22 protein-coding genes are annotated in these 25,705 nt (G+C 44.8%); 21 read left to right on the forward strand and 1 reads right to left on the reverse strand.

All coding sequences use genetic code 11. From position 1 onward, the window contains the following. Nucleotides 1-14 precede the first annotated feature (14 nt). The 3 genes from ACFVQB_RS04995 (at nt 15) to ACFVQB_RS05005 (ending at nt 2,496) form a co-directional block, all read left to right on the forward strand. The gene (locus ACFVQB_RS04995) at nt 15-1,247 is read left to right on the forward strand and encodes a cytochrome P450 (protein ID WP_379435276.1); all 1,233 of its coding nucleotides are present in this window, start codon (nt 15-17) and stop codon (nt 1,245-1,247) included. Nucleotides 1,248-1,487: 240 nt separating this feature from the next. Next, complete coding sequence (locus ACFVQB_RS05000; RefSeq protein ID WP_379435277.1) at nt 1,488-1,853, forward strand: ArsR/SmtB family transcription factor; 366 nt, start codon at nt 1,488-1,490, stop codon at nt 1,851-1,853. 4 nt (nt 1,854-1,857) lie between these two features. Further along, nucleotides 1,858-2,496 carry an NAD(P)-dependent oxidoreductase gene (locus tag ACFVQB_RS05005; protein ID WP_379435278.1) on the forward strand — a complete coding sequence of 213 codons (639 nt, stop codon included), beginning with the start codon at nt 1,858-1,860 and terminating at the stop codon, nt 2,494-2,496. Nucleotides 2,497-2,539: 43 nt separating this feature from the next. On the opposite strand, the gene ACFVQB_RS05010 is transcribed toward ACFVQB_RS05005, so the two are convergent. Next, nucleotides 2,540-2,701 (reverse strand): hypothetical protein, encoded by a 162-nt coding sequence (locus ACFVQB_RS05010; protein ID WP_379435279.1) that lies wholly within the window; start codon nt 2,699-2,701, stop codon nt 2,540-2,542. 139 nt (nt 2,702-2,840) lie between these two features. Here ACFVQB_RS05010 and ACFVQB_RS05015 point away from each other — a divergent pair, with 139 nt between their 5' ends. From ACFVQB_RS05015 to ACFVQB_RS05100, 18 genes are all read left to right on the forward strand, one after another. Further along, entirely contained in the window at nt 2,841-3,800 is a 960-nt protein-coding gene (locus ACFVQB_RS05015; RefSeq protein WP_379435280.1) for an ArsR/SmtB family transcription factor, read from the forward strand. Further along, nucleotides 3,790-4,638, forward strand: coding sequence for an AraC family transcriptional regulator (locus ACFVQB_RS05020; protein WP_379435281.1), 849 nt, complete (start codon nt 3,790-3,792; stop codon nt 4,636-4,638). Before ACFVQB_RS05015 ends, ACFVQB_RS05020 begins: the two co-directional genes overlap by 11 nt. 160 nt (nt 4,639-4,798) lie before the next feature. Next, nucleotides 4,799-5,752: a glycoside hydrolase family 43 protein gene (locus ACFVQB_RS05025; protein ID WP_379435282.1), complete on the forward strand. Its 954-nt coding sequence runs from the start codon at nt 4,799-4,801 to the stop codon at nt 5,750-5,752. 380 nt (nt 5,753-6,132) lie between these two features. Beyond that, nucleotides 6,133-7,863 (forward strand): type 2 periplasmic-binding domain-containing protein, encoded by a 1,731-nt coding sequence (locus tag ACFVQB_RS05030; RefSeq protein ID WP_379435283.1) that lies wholly within the window; start codon nt 6,133-6,135, stop codon nt 7,861-7,863. A 46-nt stretch (nt 7,864-7,909) separates the two neighbouring features. Next, nucleotides 7,910-8,881, forward strand: coding sequence for an ABC transporter permease (locus ACFVQB_RS05035; RefSeq protein WP_379435284.1), 972 nt, complete (start codon nt 7,910-7,912; stop codon nt 8,879-8,881). Between the two features lie 17 nt (nt 8,882-8,898). Further along, on the forward strand, nt 8,899-9,801 hold the full coding sequence (locus tag ACFVQB_RS05040; protein ID WP_379435285.1) for a carbohydrate ABC transporter permease: 903 nt from the start codon (nt 8,899-8,901) through the stop codon (nt 9,799-9,801). A gap of 16 nt (nt 9,802-9,817) precedes the next feature. Further along, a complete protein-coding gene (locus ACFVQB_RS05045) occupies nt 9,818-11,572 on the forward strand; it encodes a glycoside hydrolase family 2 protein (RefSeq protein WP_379435286.1) in 1,755 nt (584 codons plus the stop codon). A gap of 65 nt (nt 11,573-11,637) precedes the next feature. Next, the gene (locus ACFVQB_RS05050) at nt 11,638-13,029 is read left to right on the forward strand and encodes a family 43 glycosylhydrolase (protein WP_379436336.1); all 1,392 of its coding nucleotides are present in this window, start codon (nt 11,638-11,640) and stop codon (nt 13,027-13,029) included. 152 nt (nt 13,030-13,181) lie between these two features. Further along, entirely contained in the window at nt 13,182-14,222 is a 1,041-nt protein-coding gene (locus tag ACFVQB_RS05055) for an ATP-binding cassette domain-containing protein (protein ID WP_379435287.1), read from the forward strand. Next, on the forward strand, nt 14,219-15,034 hold the full coding sequence (locus ACFVQB_RS05060) for an ABC transporter permease (protein WP_379435288.1): 816 nt from the start codon (nt 14,219-14,221) through the stop codon (nt 15,032-15,034). Before ACFVQB_RS05055 ends, ACFVQB_RS05060 begins: the two co-directional genes overlap by 4 nt. Before the next feature lie 130 nt (nt 15,035-15,164). Continuing rightward, nucleotides 15,165-15,839, forward strand: coding sequence for a response regulator transcription factor (locus tag ACFVQB_RS05065; protein WP_379435289.1), 675 nt, complete (start codon nt 15,165-15,167; stop codon nt 15,837-15,839). Further along, a complete protein-coding gene (locus tag ACFVQB_RS05070; RefSeq protein WP_379435290.1) occupies nt 15,836-16,912 on the forward strand; it encodes a sensor histidine kinase in 1,077 nt (358 codons plus the stop codon). The genes ACFVQB_RS05065 and ACFVQB_RS05070 overlap by 4 nt, the downstream gene beginning before the upstream one ends. Before the next feature lie 359 nt (nt 16,913-17,271). Next, complete coding sequence (locus tag ACFVQB_RS05075) at nt 17,272-17,811, forward strand: hypothetical protein (protein ID WP_379435291.1); 540 nt, start codon at nt 17,272-17,274, stop codon at nt 17,809-17,811. A gap of 51 nt (nt 17,812-17,862) precedes the next feature. Then, a complete protein-coding gene (locus ACFVQB_RS05080) occupies nt 17,863-18,537 on the forward strand; it encodes a response regulator transcription factor (protein ID WP_094938571.1) in 675 nt (224 codons plus the stop codon). Continuing rightward, nucleotides 18,534-19,901, forward strand: coding sequence for a sensor histidine kinase (locus tag ACFVQB_RS05085; protein ID WP_379435292.1), 1,368 nt, complete (start codon nt 18,534-18,536; stop codon nt 19,899-19,901). The genes ACFVQB_RS05080 and ACFVQB_RS05085 overlap by 4 nt, the downstream gene beginning before the upstream one ends. 679 nt (nt 19,902-20,580) lie before the next feature. Beyond that, nucleotides 20,581-21,564, forward strand: coding sequence for an alpha/beta hydrolase (locus ACFVQB_RS05090; protein ID WP_379435293.1), 984 nt, complete (start codon nt 20,581-20,583; stop codon nt 21,562-21,564). Between the two features lie 92 nt (nt 21,565-21,656). Further along, on the forward strand, nt 21,657-23,111 hold the full coding sequence (locus ACFVQB_RS05095) for an alpha/beta hydrolase family protein (RefSeq protein ID WP_379435294.1): 1,455 nt from the start codon (nt 21,657-21,659) through the stop codon (nt 23,109-23,111). A 35-nt stretch (nt 23,112-23,146) separates the two neighbouring features. Continuing rightward, nucleotides 23,147-25,234 carry a serine hydrolase domain-containing protein gene (locus ACFVQB_RS05100; protein ID WP_379435295.1) on the forward strand — a complete coding sequence of 696 codons (2,088 nt, stop codon included), beginning with the start codon at nt 23,147-23,149 and terminating at the stop codon, nt 25,232-25,234. Nucleotides 25,235-25,705: the final 471 nt, after the last annotated feature.

Here is a 25,705-nt window from a genome sequence, read left to right on the forward strand (position 1 = left end):
GAGGCGGTGTTTGGATGTACAAAGAAGTGATTCGAGTTCACGATATAACCAATTTTCAGTCCAGATCGGAAGAGTTTTTTCCACTTCACTGGTTTCGGGAAATGTTGTCGGAAAAACCTGTTTACTATCATGAGGATACGGATACCTGGAATGTGTTCAGATATGACGATGTCAAGCAAGTACTAAGCAATCATGAATATTTTTCATCCGAAGGCTCTAGAACAACCATTTCTGTTGGGGCTAAAAACAAGGAAGGCACACCGCCGGACAAAATGAATATTTCGAGCATAGATCCTCCGCTTCATCAAAAAAGCCGTTCGTTGCTCTCTGCTGCTTTTACACCCCGCAGTCTAAAAAACTGGGAGCCACGGATTCGGAACATTGCGAAGCAACTGGTGGAGGATATCGAACTCAATACAACGATCGACATCGTGCAAGCTCTGGCAGCACCATTACCTTCCATGGTTATGGCTGATTTGCTGGGCATACCGCTGACGGACAGCCACCGCTTCAAAAGCTGGGTAGATATTCTGTTTCAACCCGCCAATAGAGAAAATGCAGAGGAAATGGAACTGAAAAAGCAGGTCGCAGCACAAGAGTATTATCAGTTCCTTTATCCCATTGTCGTTCAGAAACGGACTCAGCCTGGCGACGATATCATTACAGACCTGTTGAAAGTGGAAGTGGACGGCGATAAGTTTTCCGATGATGAGGTTGTTCGAACCACAATGCTCTTGCTGGGGGCTGGTATCGAAACAACCAGTCACATGGTTTCCAGTACATTTTATTCTTTTCTCTATGATGACCCCAATTTGTATGTTCAATTACGAGAGAACCCTGAGCTGGTCCCACTTGCGGTGGAAGAGATGCTTCGTTATCGCTTCCATAATGCCAAGCGGCACCGGACTGTTAAGAAGGATAATGATCTCTTGGGGGTAGAATTGAAAAAAGGGGATGTCGTCATTTCCTGGATGAGTGCGGCAAATATGGATGAAACAATGTTTGAAAATCCGTTCGATTTGAACATTCACCGTCCCAATAACAAAAAACACCTTACTTTTGGGAATGGTCCACATTTCTGTCTGGGTGCTCCACTGGCGAGAATGGAATTGAGTGTTGCTTTGACTGCATTTGTAGAAAGAGTGCCTTTCATCGAATCGGTTGAATCATTTGATTTGGAAAACAACCTTACCGTCTCGGCTCCAGGCCAGTCTCTGACGTACTTGCCTGTGAAGATTGTGCACTAGGAGAAAGATTAATATCATACAGTCAAAATAACAAAAGCCGTAGATTCGATGCTTACAGCATCCGAACTACGGCTTTTATAACGTTCAAGTTATTTTCTGAAATGTCTGACCAGTTATTTTCATTTTGAATAAGCGGAGCTCTCATTCATTCGTCTTGATTATCTTTCCCGATGAGTATTTAGTTGTTTTTTGTGCTAGGATGGTTCGTAGAATTAAACCATTTGACAGAGGGGAAGGTTCATGGCTAAACAGGATCGCATGAAAAGACTGGCAAGTGAATTCAATGATTGTCAACAAGCACTGGTTGCTATTGGAGATCAGACACGTCAGTCCATTATTATGGCATTAATTCAGAGTGAAATAGACAGTGATCGGGGAATCCGTGTGGGGGATCTGGCCAAACAGACCAATTTATCTCGTCCAGCGGTCTCCCATCACCTGAAGATATTAAAGGATGCAAATCTTATTGAAGTAAGTCGGGAAGGCACCATGAATTTTTATTTTCTGGATATTACGAAAAGTGATTTTTCGAAGCTTAGGAAACTTTTTGGCAATATCGAAAGCTTTCTTAATGAATTTCAGGACAAATCGATCAAAGGGGAGTGAGTAAGTGAATATCATTATTTTTGGAGCTACCGGAAGAACAGGAAATGAGCTGATGTTACGTGCGCTGGAAGCAGGCCATACGGTTACTGCATATGTCAGAAATCCATCCAAGATTAGTGTGTCGCATCGTAATCTGAACGTAGAAAAGGGAGAGGCGACACGTTATTCGGATATAAACGATGTGCTGAGCAAGGAGAAATATGACGCCGTTTTTTCAGTGTTGGGTGCCAAAGGAATGTTCAGGAGGGACTTGCCATTGATCGATGCCATGAAGAACATCGTTCAGGCGGCGGAGAATAACGATACCGGGAAACTCATTCACGTATCTTTTATCGGTGTTCATCCAGACGCAGGTAAACTGGGCTTGTTATACAAGTACATCATCCCAAAATTCATGACGAACTTGCTTCGTGATCACAGGGAAAAGGATGCAATCATTACCAGTAGCAAGCTTAATTGGGTTTTGATTCAACCTCCGGTTCTTACGTCAGATGCATATAATGGAAACTATGTTCATGAGGCAGAGATTCATAGGGATAACTCGCGTAAGCTGAAGCTGTCCCGTAGCAATTTGGCTGAATTTATGCTAAAGCTGGCAAATGAACATACGTATGACAAAACAGCTGTTTACGTAACAGAGTAGAGAAGGACTTACAAGAGTAACCATACAATATTATATGAGAAGATCACATTAGAGGAGGTTGCGATGAAGACTCGAAGTGGTCTTCTTTCTGCGTGATGCCTCTGTTTCCGTAAGGAACGGAAAACTGCTGAGCGAGAAGCTGTTGTTCCTTGATGAGCAGATCGATTTTATGGTGCAGATGATCCAATTGTTTGTTGTATTTCACTTATCACATATAACCTTCCTCTCACAAGAAATGCATATTACTTCTATGAAAGCAGGATGAAGCATGGCGACGTTGTGTTTATCCCTGTTATTCAGTAGAATTATTTTTAATTAATATTTTCCAAAGGAGAGCAAAATACGTGCTGGAACTCAGCTTTAACGACCCGGAAAAACTGGTAACTGTAACCCACGCCCTGTCGACTCGTTCCCGGATTGACATTCTCCAGCTTCTAAATGCCAATAAATTAAACATTATCGAAATTGCCGAAGCACTTAACCTGCCGGTGTCAACGGTAGCCAACCATATTAAAGTGCTGGAGGCAGCCAATTTAATACATACGGAAATGCTCCCAGCCTCTCGTGGGGCCATGAAGGTTTGCAGCCGCAATTATGATGATATTCATATTGCCCTGGATCGAGTGAGTTCCTTTCCCACACGGAATACGAATATCTATGAAGTACAGATGCCGATCGGGCATTACAGCGACTGTGAAGTTGCGCCAACATGCGGCATGGCAAGTACGGAGGATATGATTCTGAAGGAAGACGACCCGGCAAGCTTCTATCACCCCAAGCATATTGATGCTCAGATCATCTGGCTGGCAAAAGGTTATTTGGAATATTTACTTCCGATGGATATTCCGCAAGGCGCAACGATTGAAGCTTTGGAATTGTCCATGGAAATCTGTTCTGAAGTAGCCACCTATAACAATGATTGGCCCTCGGATATTTCCGTTTGGGTGAATGGCACTGAGATCGGGATGTGGACTAGTCCCGGAGATTTGGGCGACCGTCGTGGTAAACTGAATCCGGCATGGTGGTCTGATGGTTCCACTCAATACGGTATTCTCAAAAAATGGCGTGTGGACAGCAACCAGACCATGCTGGACCAGGAGAAAATTTCGGATGTGTCCTTGTCAGATCTTCATCTCGAGGATAAACCCAAGTTAAGATTACGCATTGGAATTCATCCGGATGCCAGGCATAAGGGAGGCATGAACCTATTTGGCAATGAGTTTGGGGATCATGAACAGCACATTATTATGCAGGTAAGGTATACAATGAATGCGGGTGATAAGGATGCGATATATGCCAAATAATGGTACCTCATTTATCGTGAGTATCGAGCGGTTTAAACCAAACTTGTTTCATCTGGAGCAGGGTGAAGGTTTATTCAAGTCCCATTCACATGCTTATGATGAATTGACACTTATACTGGATGGAGAAGGGTATTACAGTTCACCAGAGCAGAATGTCAAAGTGGTTGCAGGTGACCTCATTATGATCCCGCCAGGGCTGTATCACGGTTATGTGTGTACCGAGCCATGGCAGGGCATTTCTGTACATTATTACCATGACTACCTGCCCGTGCATTGTCGATATCTCTTCCATGGGCAGGACCATCTGAGGAATCGCATTCAGCTTGCCCATCTCAATAAAGACAGTCTTCGCTGGGCAGATATCAGTTTGTCCGAATTGGAGAAGGAGTGGCGATCCGAGGAAAAGCCGAGCATTGACTCCAGCCATTTAATACGTCTAGCGCTAGAGACTACACTGCTACTGTTCCAGCGAAATTGCTCACTCGAAGCTGCTCATGCTGTGAACGATCCAACGGGTCAAGGCATCATTCAGGAAGTACTGAAAGAGATTCATTCGGCTTACTATACGCCGATTACGGTTAGTGAGTTGGCGTCTCGACATTTTCTGTCGGAAAGCAATCTGCGAAAGAAATTTACGGAAACAGTTGGGGTTTCTCCGAAGCAATACATTATCAATCTTCGTCTAATGGAAGCCAAACGGCTGTTACAACAAACCAATAAGGCTGTTGAAATGATATCGTCGGAAGTAGGGTTTACCTCTTCCAGCAGATTTTATGATTATTTTGTCAGATCTGTCGGGGTTACCCCACTGGAATGGCGGATGCAAAACATTCAGTAAGGCTCCAACAGGAGAACCGTCTGAGGGCGTTTTTTTCGACCGACGAAATCGCTTGAAGGTAGTCTTTTTTTACAACTGAATTAAAGCGTTTTCACAATTGTCTGCAAACCAATCCTGCCAGATAATAGAAAATAGCACGACATGAAGGGAGAGAAAAGAGATGACGAACAGGACAACTTTTTGTAACCCGGTGGCACTGCAATCCGCAGACCCTTGGGTCTATAGGCACTCCGATGGCAATTATTATTTTATGCGCACACGCTCTAATTACCTGGAGCTTATTCAGTCCCCCCGATTATCGCAAATTAATGAAGGGACTCGGAAAATCATTTGGTCACCGGAGCCTGGCGGGCGTTACAGCCATCATTTGTGGGCACCGGAAATCCATTTTTTGAATGGAAAATGGTACATATACTATACGGCCAATGATGGGGGAGGGGACGATTCACGGCGGATTTGCGTGCTGGAGAATGAAAGCTCGAATCCCATGGATGGCGATTGGGTGTGGAAGGGGGCCCTGGACACTCCTGTGCCTGGTTTGGATGGTACCGTGCTGAAACTGGATGGTCAGCTCTATTTTCTGTACGCAGGCTACGGTCATTTTCCGGACTATGGGTCAGCGATCTATATTATGCGGATGTCTAATCCTTACTCTCTGACAGGTGACCATGTGCTATTAACAGCGCCTACCCTTTCTTGGGAAAAGCAAGGCGGAATGGCCATTAATGAAGGCCCGGTTACGCTGCATCGAAATGGACGAGTTTTTCTGATTTTCTCGGCAAGCACAACCTGGTCGGAAGATTATGCACTTGGCATGCTGACCATGAATGAAGAGGATGATCCGATGCTGACCTCATCTTGGACCAAGTCCCCACAGCCTGTTTTTCGGAAGAGTACGGAGAATGGTGTATATGCCACGGGGCACAACAGCTTTACTACATCACCAGATGGCCTGGAGGACTGGATCGTATTTCATGCCCTTCCTGCACCAGGTGCAGATACCGGTTTACGGGCAACGCGCATTCAAAAATTTGAATGGAACAAGGATGGAACACCAGATTTCGGTGTGCCTTTCAGTGATGATCATGCGCTCCAAATTCCATCGGGAGAGTAAGACATAAGACTCGAGAAAAGTGGATAGGTATGCCTATAGTTACAATTATTTTGTAATTAAATCGAAGTAAATAAATGCTTTGATGAAAACGCATGCTGTCATGAGGGAAAGAAATCAATATTTATGTTGGCTTTGAACAGGCGAATTTCCGCATTAAAACAGCGTTTTGATGTATTTTTCAGTGGTTGATTCAATTTTTTTCATGCTGATTGATGGAAAAGTAAGCAAAAATACCTGATGTAATTTGTTACAATAAAATAATTTGTAAGCGTTGACATCTAATTATTGTGTAATTATACTGTGATTCAAATACAGAAAATTACAAATCAGTTCAACATCGTTCTGGGGAGAATTTCTAATTCGTAGCGGGGGGGATGGATATGGCGAAATACACAAAGCGGCTATTCAGTCTGTTAATGGTGTCGGTGCTTATGGTTTCGACTGCAGCATGCAGCAGCGGAAATGATGCGGGAGAAGCGGTATCGCAGGAGAAGGAGGTTGCCAAAGAGAGGAACAACGTCACATTCAAGGATATAAGCCAGGATATCCGGGGTAATAAAGCACCTACACAAGCGCAGAGTGACGAAGTAAATCACACGTTAAATGACACCTATTTGGGAGATCTTTACGATGAAACCATCCCGAACGATTACTCGGCGTATCCCTATAAGAAAGATGTCACGCTGGATGTTTGGATGCCAGCGAATCCCAACATCCCGGATATGAACAAACAGGTGGTTCAAAAGCAGGTCGAGCAACTAACCGGAATCAAGGTCAACTTCATCACACCACCCGTGGGACAAGAGGCAGATGCCTTTACCTTGATGATTTCGTCCGGGGAGCTGCCCGATATCATTATCAATCCTGAACGTTATCCGGGAGGTCTTGAAGCCGGTTTGAATGACGGAGCTTATCAGGATCTCACCGACTTGATGGAAACCAATGCTCCCAACTATTCAGCATGGCGGAACTCGGATGAGACGAGAAGAAAAACGACCGTTACCGATAGCGGTAAGCTCCTCGGTTTTTACGGAATCGCACCGTATTCCGAATGGACTTGGTTCGGTACGTTAATCAAGAAGGAAGCACTGGAAAAGACGGGATTGGAAGTACCGACCACAATCGAGGAATGGCACACTTTTTTGAAAAAAAGCAAAGAAGTTGGATTTGCTGAACCGCTGAATTATGGATCTTCTTATGGCCAGGTCTTTACAGGCATTATTAACGGCGCATACGGCGTATGGGACTGGACCTTCCTGGATGGGAATGGAAAAGTCGCCTGGGGTCCTGCACAACCCAAAGCCAAGGAATACCTGGCAACGATGCAGCAGTGGAACAAGGAAGGACTGCTTAATCGGGATTGGGCAACCGCAGACTTTAACCAAAGGATGGCAAGCGCGATCTCGGATAAGACCGCAGTCATGATGGATTCACCGGATACGATGTGGAGTTACTGGAAGCAGCAGAACAATATCGATTTTGTTGGCGCACTTAATCCTGTTCTGAACAAAGGCGATAAATCAGCAACAACCTACAAGAACTTCAAACGAACAGGGACCACAGCAGCAATCACCACGCAATGCGAAGATGTGGAAGCGGCAATGGCCTGGCTTGATTTTAACTACAGCAAAAAAGGCTGGGAAATTCTCAATTATGGAGAATACGGAACGGTACACTTAATCGATGAAAACGGCAAACCGTACTTTCATGAAGATAGCTATATTTACAAAGATCCGGAAGGCCAACCTGTTGCGACGACGTTGTTGAAGTACCGTATGCATTCCTGGCCAGCCATTCGTGACGAGCATAATTCCAATCCACTGATTGTTGCCAAAGGAAGTTATTCCGGAGATATTCGGAAAGAGTGGACGGAGAACATGGATACGAGCATGGCGATGCCTCCAATCACGTTTACTCAGGAAGAAGCATCACGGGAGGCTGAATTGGGCAACCAGTTGTCCACGCTGCGGGGCGAGTATTTTGCCAAGATCATCATGGGCGAACTTCAGGTTGATGCATATGACAAGTTTCTAACCGATGCCAAGAAGATGGGGCTGGATGAATTCCTGAGTATCCATCAGGCGGCGCTGGATCGGTATAACCAAAGGTAGCATGGATTTCTGAACTGTGAGGAGTTAGAAACGAGGTGCCTATGAGATGCTGACTGTACGAAAAAACAGGGAGCTGCGCAGCGGGATGATCGCCCCCAAACGCAAAAATACGGGTCAAATCATTAAAAAGGATTTTAAAAAGAACTGGTTTGCCTACATGCTGGCGATCCCTGTGATCGCTTGGTTTCTCGTCTTTTGTTACGGACCGATGTGGGGTGTACTGATTGCCTTTAAAGATTTCAAGCCCCTTCTTGGCTTCGCAGACAGCCAGTGGGTTGGGTTCAAGCACTTTATTGAATTTTTTGAGGGTCCCTATTTCTGGAGAGTAGTGAAGAACACGCTGCTGTTAAATGTGTGGGGAATTGTATTTGGTTTCACGGCCCCGATCCTATTGGCATTAATGCTGAATGAAGCTCGGAACAGCAGATTCAAAAAAGTCGTGCAGACCATTACCTACATGCCTCACTTCATTTCTCTCGTCGTCGTCTGCGGCATGATTCATATCTTTACTGCAGATGAAGGCATCATTACCCAGGTATTGCAGTTCATCACAGGCAAGGAATACAGTTCGCTGCTTGGGTACTCATCCATGTTCAGGCCGATTTATATCTTTTCGGGTATTTGGCAGAGTATTGGTTGGGAGAGCATCATTTATCTGGCTGCGATGAGCACGATCGATCCTACTCTATATGAAGCAGCGGATATGGACGGCGTAGGTAGAATCAAAAAGATGTGGCATATTACGTTGCCCCAGATCAGCCCGGTTATCGTAATTCTGTTTATATTTGCAATTGGCGGCCTGATGGCATCCGGTTACGAGAAAATTATCCTTCTCTATAATCCTCTAACCTATGATACCGCCGATGTCATTGCATCCTACGTATATCGGAGAGGGTTAAGGGAAGCAAGTCTGAGCTATTCCACGGCTGTTGGACTGTTGAGCGCAATCATCAATTTCGCTTTGCTGTGGGCGACGAACCGAATTGCAAAACGCCACTCTGAGGTCAGCCTGTGGTAGGAAGGAGATGAACCGAAATGAAATATCGCAAAACGATGGGCAACCGAATGTTCGACCTCTTCAATTATTCGCTGCTGACCCTGTTGACGCTGGCCTGTCTCTATCCTATTTTGCATATTGTGTTTGCTTCCTTCAGCGATCCGGCTCGATTAGTGGCGCATAAGGGACTTCTACTTAAACCATTGGGCTTCACTTTGGATGGATATAAGTTGATTTTTAAGGACAACAGTCTCCTGGTGGGTTATAAAAACACGTTAATTTACGTGGGACTGGGTACTTTCGTCAATATGGTCATGACTATTATGGGGGCTTTTGTCCTGTCCAGACGCGATTTGTACTTTAAAAATGCAATCATGATTGTCATCACAATTACGATGTTCTTCGGAGGAGGACTGATTCCCTGGTTCCTTTTAATGAAGGATATCGGCTTGTTCAACAATTTGTGGGCGATGATTCTGCCTACGGCGCTGAGTACCTGGAACATCATCATTCTGAGGACCGGCTTTCAGGCGATTCCGCTGGAACTGGAAGAGGCAGCAACCATTGATGGGGCGAGTCAGGCGCGAATACTAATGTACGTGATTTTGCCGCTATCCAAAGCCACGCTGGCTGTTATTTTCCTCTATTATCTGGTCGGCAACTGGAATTCCTGGTTTAATGCCATGGTTCTATTGCAGGACCGGGACAAATTTCCGTTGCAGCTTTTAATGAAAGAAATTCTGGTAGCAAACGACTCCACCGCAACAAGCATGGGCAGTGCAGGCGGGGTCGTGATTGATAGTGCGGGCAGTTCGACCGCTTATCGGGAACTGGTCAAATATTGCACCATTGTTGTGTCCACCATTCCAATACTGATGGTATACCCTTTCCTGCAAAAGTACTTTGTAAAAGGAGTATACATCGGTTCAATCAAAGGCTAATAGGAGTGATTTACGTATGAATAAAGAGAAGATGACACTGACACCACGCCCGGAATACCCTCGCCCTCAGTGGGTGCGTAACCATTGGATCAATCTGAACGGAACTTGGCAGTTCGAAATGGATCATGGCAAAAGTGGGAAAGAACGCGGTTATGAGCAGTCCGAACATCCCCTCTCAGGAACAATCACTGTTCCGTTCTGTCCAGAGAGTAAGCTGTCCGCGGTGGCCTATACCGATTTTATGGCAGCAGTATGGTACAAACGGGAATTCTCTATCCCGGATACCTGGGTGAATGGACGCATTTTGCTTCATTTTGGGGCTGTTGATTACGAAGCCGAGATCTGGGTCAACGGAAAAGCCGTTGGCAAGCATCGGGGAGGCTATTCGCCATTCCATTTGGACATCACATCCCATGTTTCATCGGGAACGAATATAGTCACGGTCTATGCGGAAGACGATGTGCGTTCTGGACTTCAGCCGCGAGGCAAACAGAGCGAACGATTCCACTCGCATGGCTGCGATTACACGCGAACTACCGGCATCTGGCAAACGGTGTGGCTGGAGCAGGTGCCAGAGGTGTATCTCTCCGACATGAAAGTCGCGGCTGATCCGGATAATGCATGTGTGCACCTGGAAGTGAAAATATGCGGTAACGCTGCTGGAGGGGAGTTGGCTGCAACTGCCTGCTTTGACGGCAAGGATGTTGGATCGGCGACAGCGGTTGTTCATGGACCTGCTGTGAAGCTTACCGTTCCATTATCCGAAATCCACTTATGGGAGCCAGGGAACGCCAAACTGTATGACTTGGAACTGAAGCTGCATGGGCAGAATCAGACCAGCGATACGGTTGCCTCGTATTTCGGACTGCGGACAGTGAGGCTGGACGGCATGGCATTCCGCATCAATGAGAAATCTGTTTTTCAACGGCTCGTGCTGGATCAGGGCTTCTACCCGGATGGCATCTACACGGCACCCAGCGACGAGGATTTGCGCAAGGACATCGAGATCTCTATGGAGCTTGGCTTTAATGGAGCGAGATTGCACGAAAAGATGTTTGAGCCACGTTTCCTGTATTGGGCTGACCAGCTTGGTTACCTGGTATGGGGAGAACATGCCAACTGGGGACAGGATATTACAACGACCGAAAGTCTCGCCCGGTTCCTGCCGGAATGGATGGAAGGCATGGAACGTGACTTCAATCATCCATCGCTTATCGGCTGGTGTCCGTTCAACGAAACGTGGGATCGTAATGGAACCCGGCAGGATAACGATGTGCTACGCATTGTCTATGAGATGACCAAACGTATGGACCCGACACGGCCTGTCATTGATACCAGCGGTAACTTTCATGTGGTGACGGATATCTTCGATTTGCATGACTATGATCAGAACCCGGAAACGTTCCGTGCCAGATATGAACCGATGAAAAGCGGTGGGGAAGTATTCAATACCTTTCCAGAGCGGCAGACGTATGAAGGGCAGCCTTATTTTATTAGCGAGTATGGCGGTATCTGGTGGAATCCGGATCAGCAAGATGAGAACGCTTGGGGGTACGGGGACAGACCACAATCCGAAGAAGCTTTCATTGCACGTTATGAGGGATTAACCAATGTCCTACTGGACCATCCGAAAATGTTCGGATTTTGTTATACCCAGCTATATGATGTGGAACAGGAAGTGAATGGACTGTACACCTATGATCGCCGTCCCAAATTCGACCCGGAAACGATTCGTCGCATTAATTCCCGCAAGGCTGCCATCGAAGATTGAACGTTGCAGGTCAGGTACAGGGATGATTCATAGTCCTATAGGGAGCGTGGCTGTAGATGAAAATAATGAATTACAGGAACAAATTGTTGCTGGCCTTATGTGCATTTCTTATTTTCCCAATGGGACAGACGACGCGTGCAGCTACCGTTCAGAATAACTTCTATAATGTAGTGATGCAGGATGGAGCAGATCCATGGGTTTACAAGCACACAGACGGATTCTATTATTTCACCAAAACGACAGGCGGAAACGTTACCATCTGGAAGTCAGCTCAATTAACAACCATTGATGCGGCTCCAACCACAGTGGTGAATACCGGCTGCTGCGGTATCTGGGCCCCTGAGCTTCATTACATCAACGGTGCATGGTACATCTATTATGCCAAGGATGATGGAGACAACGTCAATCACCGCATGTATGTTATGGAAAATACTTCAGCTGATCCCACACAGGGGACTTGGCAATACAAAGGACAGATCACGGACCCCACCAACAAGTGGGCTATCGACGGGACAGTATTACAGGTGAACGGACAGCTGTACTTCATCTGGTCGGGCTGGGAAGGGGATACGAATGTAAGGCAGAATCTGTACATTGCCCATATGAGCAATCCCTGGACTATCGATTCGAATCGTGTGGAGATTGCACGACCAACCTACGCCTGGGAAACCAATCATTCCCCGAATGTAAATGAAGGACCGCAGGTGATCGTTCGAAACGGTGTTATTAGTCTTGTGTATTCGGCAAGTGGCAGCTGGACCAATGACTATTGTCTGGGGCTTATTACCGCCAACGCCTCAAGCAATTTGCTGAATCCGGCATCCTGGAGCAAGCGCAGTCAACCTATCTTCCAATCCGGCAACGGCTTATATGGTCCGGGTCATCATTCCTTTACGAAATCGCCTGACGGGACTGAGGACTGGATCATGTACCACACCGCAAAATTCAATAATTCCGGATGGAATCGCGAAATCCGCTCACAGAAGTTCACTTGGAATGGCGACAATACCCCGAATTTGGGTACACCGGTGAATCCCAACGCACCTATTGCCCTGCCTTCAGGAGAAAAGTCAATCGTTCGATTTGAAGGAGAAGAGGGAACCTTTGGGGGGATCGCTTATGCATCCCAGAGTCCTTCTGGTTCAGGCGGCATGAAAGCTGGGCATATCGATACGGCGGACAGCTATGTAGAATTTAACGTCAATGCAGCAGCTGCAGGCCCATATATTCTCCTGGCGAGGACGGCGAATGGCACGGCAGGTGGAAACTGGTCCAACCTGCTGCTGAGTGTGAATGGAGGCACAGCCACTCCTTTCTACATCACGAACAAGGGATGGGAGAACTGGGGACTGTCTACAGCGAGAGTTCAGTTAAAGGCTGGTGTGAACAAAATTCGTTTCTCCAAAGGTGAAGGATATGGAGAACTGGACTTTTTTGATATCAAACCTGCAAATTAGAGTATTATAAATCCGATCCGAACCCTGCCGGTGTCCATCTGGACCTTGGCGGGGTTTTGTGATTTTGAAATTGAAAACTTTCGTTTTCATTCATATTCAGTTCATAAAAGTACGTTATTCTTCCCCTATAAACGATATGGGAGGAACCACAATTGACAAACACACAGCAAAGAACAACAGGTAATGAACTTGGAGATTGGGCCATTGAAGCAGAGGGGCTTGTAAAAATCTTTGGAGATAAGCGTGCAGTGGATGGTGTAAATCTGAACGTAAAGGCAGGTACGATCTACGGCGTACTGGGCCCGAATGGAGCAGGGAAAACAACAACAATTCGTATGCTGGGCACGCTGCTTCGGCCGGATGGAGGATCAGCCAAAATATTTGGGCATGATGTGGTGAGGGAGTCACATATTGTACGCCAGCTGATTGGACTTACAGGACAATATGCATCTGTTGACGAGTCACTTAGTGCCAATGAAAATTTGATGATATTTTCTCGGCTTCTGGGTCTTGGCCGCGCAGAATCGAAGCGCAAGACCGCAGAGCTGCTCGAGGAGTTCGGCTTGACGGAGGCGGCGAAACGTCCGATTAAAGGGTTCTCGGGAGGCATGCGCCGCCGTCTGGATCTGGCAGCAAGTCTTATTGCTCAGCCGCCGCTAATCTTTCTGGACGAACCGACGACTGGACTTGATCCACGGACACGTGCACAGATGTGGAATACGATTCGCCAGTTGGTCAAGACTGGTTCAACGGTGCTTCTGACAACACAATATCTCGATGAAGCGGATCAACTGGCCGACCGTGTTGCCGTAATCGATCAGGGCCATGTCGTTGCCGAAGGCACGGTGGATGATTTGAAAGCCTCAGTTGGCACTGCATCACTTCAACTGCGTATCCAGGAACCGACACAGATTGAACACGCCCGTCAGATTGTGGAGCAGATCCTTCGGACAGATTCCAGCGTATCGGCGGAAGCAGGGAAGATTACTGCACCGATGGCAAATGCGAATATTGCAGCAGATCTACTGATTGCCTTCCGTTCCGCAGGCATTGATCTGGCAGAGATGAGTGTCCAGAAACCTACACTTGATGAAGTGTTTCTTACCATTACGGGCCAAGATGCGAGTGGCAATGCGTCTCATACGTCTCATACGTCTCAAGAATCAAAAGCAGTGGAGGAGTTGCACGTATGAACAGTACAATAGCGAAACAAAACCCAAGTCGGAAGCTGAGAAAATACACAAGCTTTGGGCAAACCGTCCGGAATTCCTTAACGATGGCTTATCGCGGGATCTTGAAGGTTAGACGAACACCAGAGCAATTATTCGATGTGACGCTACAGCCGATCATTTTCACATTGATGTTTACGTACATTTTTGGTGGTGCAATCTCGGGAAATATTCAAGCTTATTTGTTGGTCATTATTCCGGGTATACTTGTGCAGACGGTAATTACAAGCTCAGTTGTTACTGGTGTGCAATTGCGTGAGGATATGGATAAAGGGGTATTCGACCGATTCAAATCATTACCTATAGCACGTATTGCGCCACTGGCCGGAGCATTACTGGCAGACACGATCCGTTATACCATTGCAACGTTCCTTACCTTTACGATTGGATATTTATTAGGATATAGCCCTGCAGGTGGATTGGCTCATGTCGCCATGGCAGGATTACTGGTTATTGTGTGCGCTTGGGCCATCAGTTGGATTTTTGCTTTTCTCGGTGTGATTGCACGTACAGCGTCCAGTGTACAAGGGATTTCCATGCTCGTATTGTTTCCGCTCACCTTTGCTTCGAACGCTTTCGTTCCGGTAGATACGATGCCGAATTGGCTTCAGTGGGTAGTTAATGTCAATCCGATATCCCATTTGGTCTCGGCTGTACGGGAATTGGCGAATCAAGGGACAATGGGTACAGATCTGGTGACCAGCCTTGCCGGAGCTGCGGTTATTGTAGCCATTTTTGCACCATTGACAGTACGGGCATATATGCGCAGAACGTAATTGGAAATTATAAATTTTGCTAAAAAGTGTACCATGTCAGGAAAGAGACGTTATGCCTCTATGGTATAAGGTCTTCTTCTTGACAGAATGTGGAGTATAAGGCAAGGTTGAAAAAATGGAGGTGGTCACTTTGACAAGCATATTGGTCGTTGATGACGACCCGCATATCCGAGAGCTGGTAGGACATTTTTTACAGCAGGAGGGTTTGCACGTAATCGAGGCTGTTGACGGTTTGGATGCACTGCGATTACTCGCTGACCATAAGGTTGACCTCGTCGTTCTCGATATTATGATGCCAGGCATGGACGGATGGGAACTGTGCCGCCAGTTGCGGCAGCAGACGGATCTTCCGCTGCTGATGTTAACGGCAAAAGGGGAAACCTCGCAGATCATCAAAGGCTTTACACTTGGGACGGATGATTACCTGGTGAAGCCTTTTGATCCGCTGGTGCTGGTTGCGCGAGTGAAGGCATTATTGAAACGATATCGGATTATGACTTCACAAGTGATACTGCTTGGTGAACTGGTGCTGCGTCGTGATACGTTTGAGTGCAAGAAAGGTGATCAGGATATTGTTTTGCCACGCAAGGAATTTGAACTGCTGTTTACTCTTGCAAGTTATCCTGGCAAGACCTTTACCCGTGATCAGTTAATCGAAAAGATCTGGGGTTATGATTACGAAGGGGACGAGAGGACAATTGATGTGCATATCAAGCGGCTTCGTGAACGGTTTCCGGAGGAAGAGCATGCTTTTGTCATTCGTACTATGCGAGGTTTGGGCTATCGCCTGGAGGTAAGGCAATGAAGCAGGAGGCTGGATTTCTTCATATTGCCAGAAACGTCATTCTGGTATCTCTGGCCCTGTTTTCCTGCTGGACAGCAGCTTTCTACATGACCAAAAGTGTGTATGCCTATATTTCGTGGAATCCGCATGACCTGATTAGTTTACTCATCAACGCCATGCTCGGATTTATTTTTTTTGGATTATTCATTGTCATTATCGGTCCGCTGGTCAAAGGTAGGGAATATGACTTCCTTCACGAGATGATTCAGGCGTTAAGAAGTATTTCCCGTGGTGATTTTCGTGTAAATCTGGATTCGGCTTATGTGAAAAGAAACGGAAGGCCAGGACATAATCATCCGTTTGCCGAGCTGGTAGATAGTATTAACGATATGGCAGCGAACCTCAAAGTGATGGAAGATTTACGTCAGGAGTTCATCTCGAACGTATCACATGAGATCGGATCACCACTCACGTCAATCAGCGGATTCGCGAGGGCGTTGAAAAATAAAGATATGGATCAGGAGAAACGGGAAAAGTATCTGACGATCATTGAGACGGAATGTGTCCGTTTGTCCAGACTCAGTGATAATTTGATGAAACTCGCCGTTCTGGATTCAACCGAGCATGCATCTCATAAAACATCTTACCGATTGGATCGGCAGCTGGTGACTCTTGTTCTGGCTTGCGAACCCCAATGGGATGACAAAAAAATTGATATGAACGTAGAGCTGGAAGAAGTTGAAATTTTTGCTGACGAGGACTTGATGATTCAGTTGTGGATCAACCTGATTCATAATGCAATCAAGTTCACACCAGAAGGTGGAAAGATTGATGTTTTCCTTACGCAGAGTGAAGACAAGGTCAGTGTTCGCATTACGGACAGTGGTCCCGGTATCACCAAACAGGATCAGCTTCGCATATTCGAACGGTTCTACAAGGTGGATCAATCCCGTACACGTTCCATGGGAGGCAGTGGGCTAGGTCTGTCCATCGTGCATAAGATTGTGGAGGTGCATGATGGCACCATCTCTGTGTTTAGTGAGCCGGGAGAAGGTGCAACATTCACAGTACAACTGCCGGTCCATTCAGCCTAAAAAGAATGCCATAAAGGGTAATCGATGGACGTTGTCTGTCAATTACCCCTTTTTATTTCAATGAATTCGGCTTTTTTTGTACAAAATAAGAGATACAAGTGATAATTTACAGGGAAGCCAAACACATAAGGCCATAAGGAGTGAGCATTGTGCTGATATCTTCCACTCACCAAAAGCGTCTGACTGACATAATGAATTCATTCCCGATACAGCCAAAGTATACTAAAGCACAACTGCTGATTAATGATCTGAAATTAAGCTCTTCGGGAGAGATTGAGATATTCTATTCTCCACATAATGAATATATCAATCCTTTCGCAAAAGCCATGCTTGTGGGCATCACACCAGGTTGGCAACAGATGGAGATTGCTTATAGAACGGCCATCCAAGCTCTGAAGGAACATCATTCATATGAGCAAGCCTGTAAAGAAGCCAAAATAGCGGCAAGAATGGCCGGCTCCATGCGTACCAACTTGATTCAAATGCTCCAGGAGATAAGCTTGCATGAATATTTAAAAGTGCCCCATGTGCAAAGGCTGTTTGAAGCAGATTGTATATTATTACATACAACTTCTCTGATTCGATATCCAGTCTTGATGAATAAGCAAAATTACAATGGACATCAGCCTTCCATTACTCAAAGTGAATTTTTGTATCAATCTGTACTTGAGTCATTTCTGCCTGAATTGGAACAGTTAAAGCATCCTCTTATTATTCCATTAGGAAAATCGGTGGAGGCTGTACTTCATCAATTGCTTGATGAACATCGGATAGACAATGGAAAAATTTTATGGGGATTCCCTCATCCTTCTGGGGCCAATGGCTCTCGTGTGAAACAGTTTCTTCATACCAAAACGAGCATGCAGAAAATTCTGTCTTGCTTTTTACAAATCCATTAATAGTATAATGGTTACGACTACATGACATGGAAACAGGAAAAGAGGAAACAAATGCCTACAATACTAGTTGCTGACGATGATCCGAACATTCGTGAACTCGTCTGTTTATTTTTGAGAAATGACGGATTTGAAACGGCTGAAGCTGCGGATGGCAAGGAGGCACTGACCGTTTATGGCTCAACACATGTCGATCTTGTTGTGCTTGATATCATGATGCCTATCATGGATGGTTGGACGTTATGCAAGGAGCTGCGAAGAGCCAATCCTGATCTTCCGTTGCTCATGTTGACGGCGAGAGGGGAGACCTGGGAGAAAGTGAAGGGATTCGAACTGGGAACCGATGATTATCTGACGAAACCGTTTGATCCGTTGGAGCTCACGGCTCGTGTTCGAGCATTACTGAAACGATACAAAATCGGCTCCACGCAGACGATCCATTTCGGCAACGTCATCCTGGATCGACAAACCTACAAGGTGACAAGCGGAACAGAGTCGCTTACGTTGCCGCTGAAGGAGTTCGAATTGCTCTATAAACTCGCTGGAACACCCGGACAAGTCTATACACGTGAGCAATTGATCGATCAAATCTGGGGTATTGATTACGCCGGTGATGATCGAACGATAGACGTACATATTAAACGCCTGCGTGAACGGTTCGCAACAACACCCGATTTTCGGATCGAAACGGTGCGAGGTCTGGGGTACCGGCTTGAGGTTTACGAATGATTAGATCGTTATATATCCGTGTGGTCCTGACATTTCTGGTCTCCGTCATCGCCGGCACAGTCATTTCTTTTTTTATGTCCACGATGATTTTCGAAGATCAATTGAATGAAAATGCTCAAATTAACATACGTAACTTCGGCCAAGATGTCGTGCAGATTTACAAGACCCTTCCATTAAGTGAAGCAGAATCGTTCGTGAGTGGAATGAAGCTACTGAATTCATATCATATTCGAATTTACGATGCATCGGGTCAGTTCCAGTCGTATGGAAAGCTTAACGGACATAAATCGGCCACGGTGACGAAAGAGCAACTAAAGAAAGTGTTAGATGGAGGCGTAGTCCAGGACAATCCGAACGGTATTGCAACAGTTCTTTTAGGTTTACCGGTGAAAACGGAAATGGGAGCGAAAGCAATGTTTTTTGAGACGCTCGCTCCACCTTCTTCCTTGTTTGTCGTCCAATGGGCTTCGATCTTTGCAACCTGTTCATTGATTGCAGGAAGTATTATCATTCTGGTTGCTTCCATATTTTTGGTTAGACCGATCAAAAAACTGACAAAAGCAACGAAGCGGATCGCTGCTGGAGATTTCAACGTCAAGCTGAATATCAAGCAAACCGGAGAACTGGGCACATTGGCGCGCAGTTTCGAAGAAATGATGCATGATTTGCAGCAGTTGGAGCAGATGCGCAGGGAATTCGTAACTAATGTGTCACACGAGGTTCAATCTCCGCTGACTTCGATATCTGGTTATGCTCAAGCGCTGAAACAAGTAAATCTCTCAGAGCAAGAACGAAGCCGATATCTTGATATTATCATCGCCGAGGCGAAGCGGATGTCCAAAATGAGTGATAATCTGCTCAAGCTGAGTATGCTTGAATCGCAGTCACAGCAACCACGACTTAGCACACTTAGCCTGGATGAACAGATCAGGCGGGTCATTGTAACTCTCCAGCCACAATGGTCTGCTCGCAACATTCACTTTGAGCTCGATCTCCAAGCAGTTAAAGTCTTGGCTGATCACGACCAGCTGAACCAGGTATGGACGAATATTCTCAGCAACGGTATTAAATTTTCCAAGGATGACGGCGTAATTCACGTCAGCACCAAGCAGGATATCAAGAACGTGACTATTCGAATCTCCGACACAGGTATCGGTATCCCTCTTGAAGACCAGAAGCGCATATTCGAACGATTTTTCAAGTCGGATCGTTCTCACAGTCGCAAGTATGACGGCAGTGGTATGGGACTTGCTATCGTTAAACAGATTGTATCGCTTCATCAAGGGGACATCCGAGTAGAAAGTGAACCTGGTCAGGGAACGACCTTTATTGTCACGTTGCCAATCACTCCACCAACGGAATAGTTAGGCTTACAGGATAAGGTGGATGTGTAGAATATCCATCCGATTGTCTAAACCATATTTTCAGGCCACGTTTCACATGCGAGCTCCCTCGCATGTGAAACGTGGCCTTTTTTTGTTAGTTCATACTCCGTTCATATTGTCGTCATGATGAGGACATCTTGGTTGGTTAGGCTTGCATTAACGGCTTGTTACGGCCATTAAACAGGTGAGGATAGGAGTAGATGTATGTGACACAAGAAAGAGAGAAGAAAAAATGGGATGGAACCAAATGAAAGAAAGTATTTAACATTTTACTTAAAGTATTAACTTTTCCTCCAAATCTTCCTGTTATTTTCTTTATTCTAAAGAATCACCCGGCAACGGACAGATGGATTCCCGAGCACGAGAAGTTAATAAAGGATTCTGTACATGGTGAAGTGGTGCTGTTGGAAGCAAATCATTATTTGTATCGTTCCCATGCCAAAGAAATTGCTGAAAAATTCAGGGGATTTATGAAGGATATCCAATAATGTGTTCACGGAAATTTATCCGCCAATGACGTCGCCGTAATTATTAATTTATTTGCTTGTTCATATTCAGTTCATATTGACGTCACGGGGAGTACATTTTCATGGATTAAGATTTCATTAGCGGCAAAGAAGAAAGTCGAACAAACAGTTCAAGACAGGAGAAGATGAGAGTGACACAACCAGAGGAAAAGAAAGCGAAGAATGGATCGAGGGCCAAGAAAGTACGAAACATTATACTTAAAATACTAGGAGCAATCGTAATCGCCATTATTTTGTTTCTAGGTATTGTTTATATCACAAATGTGATTAGTAGTAATTCAGAGGCGAAAAAGATAGAGCCCTACGGTCAGCATGTATCTGTAGACGGGAAAAATATGAATGTGCTCATTCAAGGTGAAGGCAAGGAAACGATTGTGCTTCTGCCCGGTTATGGAACAGCAACACCAGCGCTTGATTTCAAGTTGCTTATCGATGAATTGTCTCCATTTTACAAAGTTGTTGCAGTTGAGCCATTCGGTTATGGATTAAGTGATGAAACTGAAAAAGAAAGAACCACAGAGAATATCGTAAGTGAAGTTCATGAAGCTCTGCAACAACTTGATATTCATCAGTACATGCTCATGGGTCATTCTATTGCAGGCATTTACGGCATTGATTATGTGAACAAATATCCGGATGAGGTGACTGCTTTTGTTGGTATTGACAGTAGTGTTTCCACCCAACCAAGTATTACAGATGCGAAGTTCCCATTAAAAACGTTTGCGCTTCTCAGAAATACAGGTCTCTTAAGATTAATGATGAAAGTGAGTGCAGACCCCTATGAGGGACTTGCATTTGATGATCAGACGGTTGAGCAGATGAAAATGATCTCGAATAAAAACATGTATAATCCCACGTCATTAAACGAGATGGATCATATTTATTCCAATTTTAAAGGTGCTCAAGGTTTAACCTTCCCTAAAGACCTTCCACTTCTTCTCTTTGTACAAGCAAATAATGAAGGTGTAGAAGGATGGATACCGCTGCATGAAGGGCAGATCAAAGATTCAGTACATGGGAAAGTAATCACTATGGATGGTTCACATTATTTACATCATACTCAATTCAAAAAAATTGCTGAAGACGTAAGAGCATTCATGAATGAAGCGAAGTAAATGTTCGGAATATGAAAAACCGTCCTGAGGGGCGGTTTTTCCATAGTAAATTCAATTCGGATGATGTCCTTGATGAAAGAGAGGAAATACAAGTGAGATTATTTGAAGTACTGATAGTTCTATCTTGTTTCGCTTTACTCATAGACCTACTTTTTATTAAAAGAAGCGCAAAGAAAATAGGATTGGGTGTAGGTATAGGAAGTAGCGTTATACTCGTAGTTCAATTGTTGGTTGAGGGATACCGATGGCAGTTACTTGTGGTATATATCATGACGGCGCTATTCATCTTCATCGTTTTATTCAGGCATTTCGACAAGATGATTAATCTAAAAATAGGGAAGCTGTTGAAGTATAGTTTATCTTCCCTGATCGTCATTCTGCTTGTTGCTTCTACCCTCTTGTCTGTATACTTACCTGTCTTTGATCTGCCAAAGCCGGATGGACCAGAGAAGGTGGGGACTCAGACATTTCATTTTACAGATGAGAACAGAGATGAAGTCTTAACTGAAGATCAAAGTGATAAGAGGGAGTTAATGGTCCAAGTCTGGTACCCTACTGAAAACAGCAATAACAAAAAGCGTGACACGCTGTTTCCAAATAATAAAGAAATGTTCAAAAAATATATTCAGAGCTTCTCTGCTTCTTTAAAACTGCCTGAATTTGTGCTCAATTACTGGAAGTATAGTCAAACCAATTCTTATGAAAATGTAGAAATATTACCTTCTGCAACTCCTTATCCCGTGGTAATGCTATCTCATGGTATGGGAACCAGTAGAGTTCTACAAGCATCACAGGCGGAGAATCTGGCTAGTCATGGGTTTATCGTAGTGACGATCGATCATACGTACAGCACCTTTGCTACCCTTTTTCCTGATGGACGTGTAACGGGATATACAACAAAGATGACAACCATAGATGACCGTAGAGAAATTGGTGATATATGGACAAAAGACGTGGAGTTTGTAATCAATCAAATCGAAAAGCTGAATTCAGGTGCAATTGAAAGTCAATTCAAAGGGAAGATCGATTTAAATAACGTCGGCGCGATGGGGCATTCTTTTGGGGGTGCAACGGCGTTTAATGCAACGTATTTGGATCATAGAATCAAGGCCGGGGTCAATATGGACGGGTCACTAAATGAAGTGGAAAATAGAGATGATATCAACAAGCCGTTTATGTTCATCAGATCGGGAAGTTTTAAAGACTGGTTAGTCAATTTTGAAAATGATAGAAATTCGGATGACGAAGTCAATAAATTTCTTTCAGATGAGCTGCACATTATGAAAAATGTTATCGAACATGGGGGAAATGTGATTTATATAGAAGGAACCCAACACTTCAATTTCACGGATCTTCAATTCTATTCGGAGCTGATTAAGCTGTCAGGGATTACAGGAGACATCAATGGTAAAAGAGGGTCAAATATCGTAAATCAATATGTACTCGATTTCTTTAACAAGCAATTGAAAGGAACGGGTGGAAACCTGATTCAGGGGCCGAACGACAACTATCCAGAGGTGAAATTTATAGATTCGGAAGAACTCTAATCAGCCAAATCATTCAAACTTAGGAGATGATGTGAATGGGACGACACAAGGGGAAACGTACTTCAATTACTGCCTTAACTCTGGTATTAACGATGTTAGCTCCAATGTCAGTCATGGCCGCACCAGCTACGAGTAACAACAGTGATCTGACGTATGAACCAACCAAGAAAATAGTAGCGGAGAAAGCGAAGATCCTTACCGAGACGTATGGTACAACTAGTGTGCAATATGCATTAATGGATGGCGGAGAGATCGTAGTGTCCGGTCAGACAGGCAAGAACGATCTGGAGGATAAAGTACCGCTTACTTCAAATACGATCTATGGTATAGGATCAACTAGCAAAATGGTGCTTACAGCCGCTGTGATGAAGCTGGTTGACGAGGGAAAGGTAGATTTGGATCTGCCTGTAGTGACCTATTTACCTGATTTTAAGATGAAAGATAACCGCTACACACAAATCACACCACGTATGTTGTTGAATCATTCCTCCGGTCTGTTAGGCAGCACCGGAAGCAATGCCACATTATACGGGGATAACGATACGTATTCACATGACACGTTTCTGGAGCAATTGGCGAATCAACACCTGAAGGCTGATCCTGGCGCATACTCGGTGTATAGTAACGACAGTTTTACATTGGCCGAGATTATGGTAGAACGTGTTAGCGGCATGGGCTTTACAGCTTTTGTACACCACTATTTTACGGAACCTCTGGACATGAAACATACTAAAACACCACAGGATGTCGTTGACCCAGCAGCAATGGCGGGGATATATTCTCCATTGGTTAAGGATCAGCTTCCACAAGAGAACTATAATATCATCGCTACTGGAGGCATCTATTCCACCGCTGAGGATCTTGTGAAATTTTCACAAATCTTCACAGGAGAAGTCGATGGCATTCTATCCAGTAAGTCTGTAGAAGCCATGGCGCAAGAAGAATACAAAAGAGGTATGTGGCCGGAGGATAGCGACACATCCATTTCTTACGGGCTAGGGTGGGATAGTGTGAATTTGTACCCATTCAGTGAATACGGCATCAAGGCCGTGACGAAAGGTGGAGATACGATATCGTATCACTCATCTCTAATCGTACTACCGGAATATAATCTGGCTGCAGCCGTTACCTCATCAGGAGGAACGAGTGCGAAAGATCAGTTCATTGCAAGTGAATTATTACTCAGTGCACTTGAGGAGAAGGGCATTATTAAAGAACGGAAACCGGAAAAATCTTTTGGTGTGCCAGTGAAGGCTGATATACCTGAAGAAATATCCACGTATGCGGGTATATACGGTTCTAATAATTCGGTTAAGAAGGTTGAAATTAATGCTGGAAAAATGACTGTATCCGCGCTGACAGCTCCAAATAACCCGGCTCAAGAATACACATATACAGCGGATGGTACGTTTGTTAACGATAAAGGCACAGAAAAGCTGAAATTCGTTGCGGAACAGAATGGAAGGACGTATCTGTGGTCTCGATCTTATATTTCCTTGCCGGGACTTGGACAGTTGGCGTTCTCCGAATATACGGCGGAGAAGCTGGAAGCCAATGAATTATCCCAGGATATTACCGCCTCATGGAAGCAGCGTGAAGGTAAGAGATACTACGTGGTGAATCAGAAGTACACATCAACAGTATATCTGCATTCATCACCAATCCTCTCTTTCCACATGAACAAAGAGACTCCAGGGTATGTGACCAATAGTAAGATTATTGGAGCCAATGAAGCAGTCACGGATCTGCAAATTCCTGGCATGGCAGGACGGGATGCAAAGGAAATTTATTTTGCTGAAAAGAACGGAGCGGAGTACATTACAGCTCTAGGTAGTGTGTACGCCAGTGAGGAAATAGTACAATCACTCTATTCGGGTAAACAATCTGTAACAACGATTCAAGCAGATGGTTATGCCAAATGGTTTTCGGTGCCAGCAACGGTGAATGGAAAAGTCATGACCGTTAAACTGCCTTCAAATGGCGCATTTGCCGTATATGATCAGAATGGTGTATGTATTAATCACACCGTGGTTAGCGGTAAGAATGAGGTTGTTTTACCGGAAAATGGACGCATTGTATTTGCAGGTGAGGTTGGTTCCACATTTGAAATTTCATTGAAATAGGCGAATTCTAGTAAGGTAGCATGCTGAAGGTATATTTTTAATAGTGTATTGAGGTAAATATAGTGATTATTGACTTTGAGAAATCCGAAATGGCTTTGTCAGTATTATTTTATTGCTTCCTGAGGATTGCAAAACCATGGAAATAGGGGAGTTTAAAATAGATGTTGTGCCGTAGTTAGTTTTATGAAAGGAAGGTATAGGGGGAGTATTTATTACGCTTCAAGCAAAGAGGATATCACTAAGGATGCACTTTACACCAATGTTTATCTCAGAGTTGATATGATTGAGCTAACATTATACGTTAATTTAACGAAACTAAGAAGGCAGCCGATCAAAGTAATCGGCTGCTTTTGTTCAATTTAACTATAATTAGTTTGTCACTTCAGTTAGAAAGAAGTACGTGTGTTATAAGGAGTTTATCTTTGAGGTTCATATAGTGATAGAAAAGAGAACGGAAAAGGGGCATGAGGT

The sequence above is a fragment of the Paenibacillus sp. NPDC057886 genome (genome assembly GCF_042796655.1).
In the GTDB taxonomy this organism is placed as follows: domain Bacteria; phylum Bacillota; class Bacilli; order Paenibacillales; family Paenibacillaceae; genus Paenibacillus.

What these genes read in the sequence shown, in the direction of transcription:
- ACFVQB_RS04995 (WP_379435276.1), top strand. Translation starts at nt 15, where the DNA reads ATGTACAAAGAAGTGATTCGAGTTCACGATATAACCAATTTTCAGTCC.
- ACFVQB_RS05000 (WP_379435277.1), top strand. Translation starts at nt 1,488, where the DNA reads ATGGCTAAACAGGATCGCATGAAAAGACTGGCAAGTGAATTCAATGAT.
- ACFVQB_RS05020 (WP_379435281.1), top strand. Translation starts at nt 3,790, where the DNA reads ATGCCAAATAATGGTACCTCATTTATCGTGAGTATCGAGCGGTTTAAA.
- ACFVQB_RS05025 (WP_379435282.1), top strand. Translation starts at nt 4,799, where the DNA reads ATGACGAACAGGACAACTTTTTGTAACCCGGTGGCACTGCAATCCGCA.
- ACFVQB_RS05030 (WP_379435283.1), top strand. Translation starts at nt 6,133, where the DNA reads ATGGCGAAATACACAAAGCGGCTATTCAGTCTGTTAATGGTGTCGGTG.
- ACFVQB_RS05035 (WP_379435284.1), top strand. Translation starts at nt 7,910, where the DNA reads ATGCTGACTGTACGAAAAAACAGGGAGCTGCGCAGCGGGATGATCGCC.
- ACFVQB_RS05040 (WP_379435285.1), top strand. Translation starts at nt 8,899, where the DNA reads ATGAAATATCGCAAAACGATGGGCAACCGAATGTTCGACCTCTTCAAT.
- ACFVQB_RS05045 (WP_379435286.1), top strand. Translation starts at nt 9,818, where the DNA reads ATGAATAAAGAGAAGATGACACTGACACCACGCCCGGAATACCCTCGC.
- ACFVQB_RS05050 (WP_379436336.1), top strand. Translation starts at nt 11,638, where the DNA reads ATGAATTACAGGAACAAATTGTTGCTGGCCTTATGTGCATTTCTTATT.
- ACFVQB_RS05060 (WP_379435288.1), top strand. Translation starts at nt 14,219, where the DNA reads ATGAACAGTACAATAGCGAAACAAAACCCAAGTCGGAAGCTGAGAAAA.
- ACFVQB_RS05070 (WP_379435290.1), top strand. Translation starts at nt 15,836, where the DNA reads ATGAAGCAGGAGGCTGGATTTCTTCATATTGCCAGAAACGTCATTCTG.
- ACFVQB_RS05075 (WP_379435291.1), top strand. Translation starts at nt 17,272, where the DNA reads ATGGAGATTGCTTATAGAACGGCCATCCAAGCTCTGAAGGAACATCAT.
- ACFVQB_RS05080 (WP_094938571.1), top strand. Translation starts at nt 17,863, where the DNA reads ATGCCTACAATACTAGTTGCTGACGATGATCCGAACATTCGTGAACTC.
- ACFVQB_RS05085 (WP_379435292.1), top strand. Translation starts at nt 18,534, where the DNA reads ATGATTAGATCGTTATATATCCGTGTGGTCCTGACATTTCTGGTCTCC.
- ACFVQB_RS05100 (WP_379435295.1), top strand. Translation starts at nt 23,147, where the DNA reads ATGGGACGACACAAGGGGAAACGTACTTCAATTACTGCCTTAACTCTG.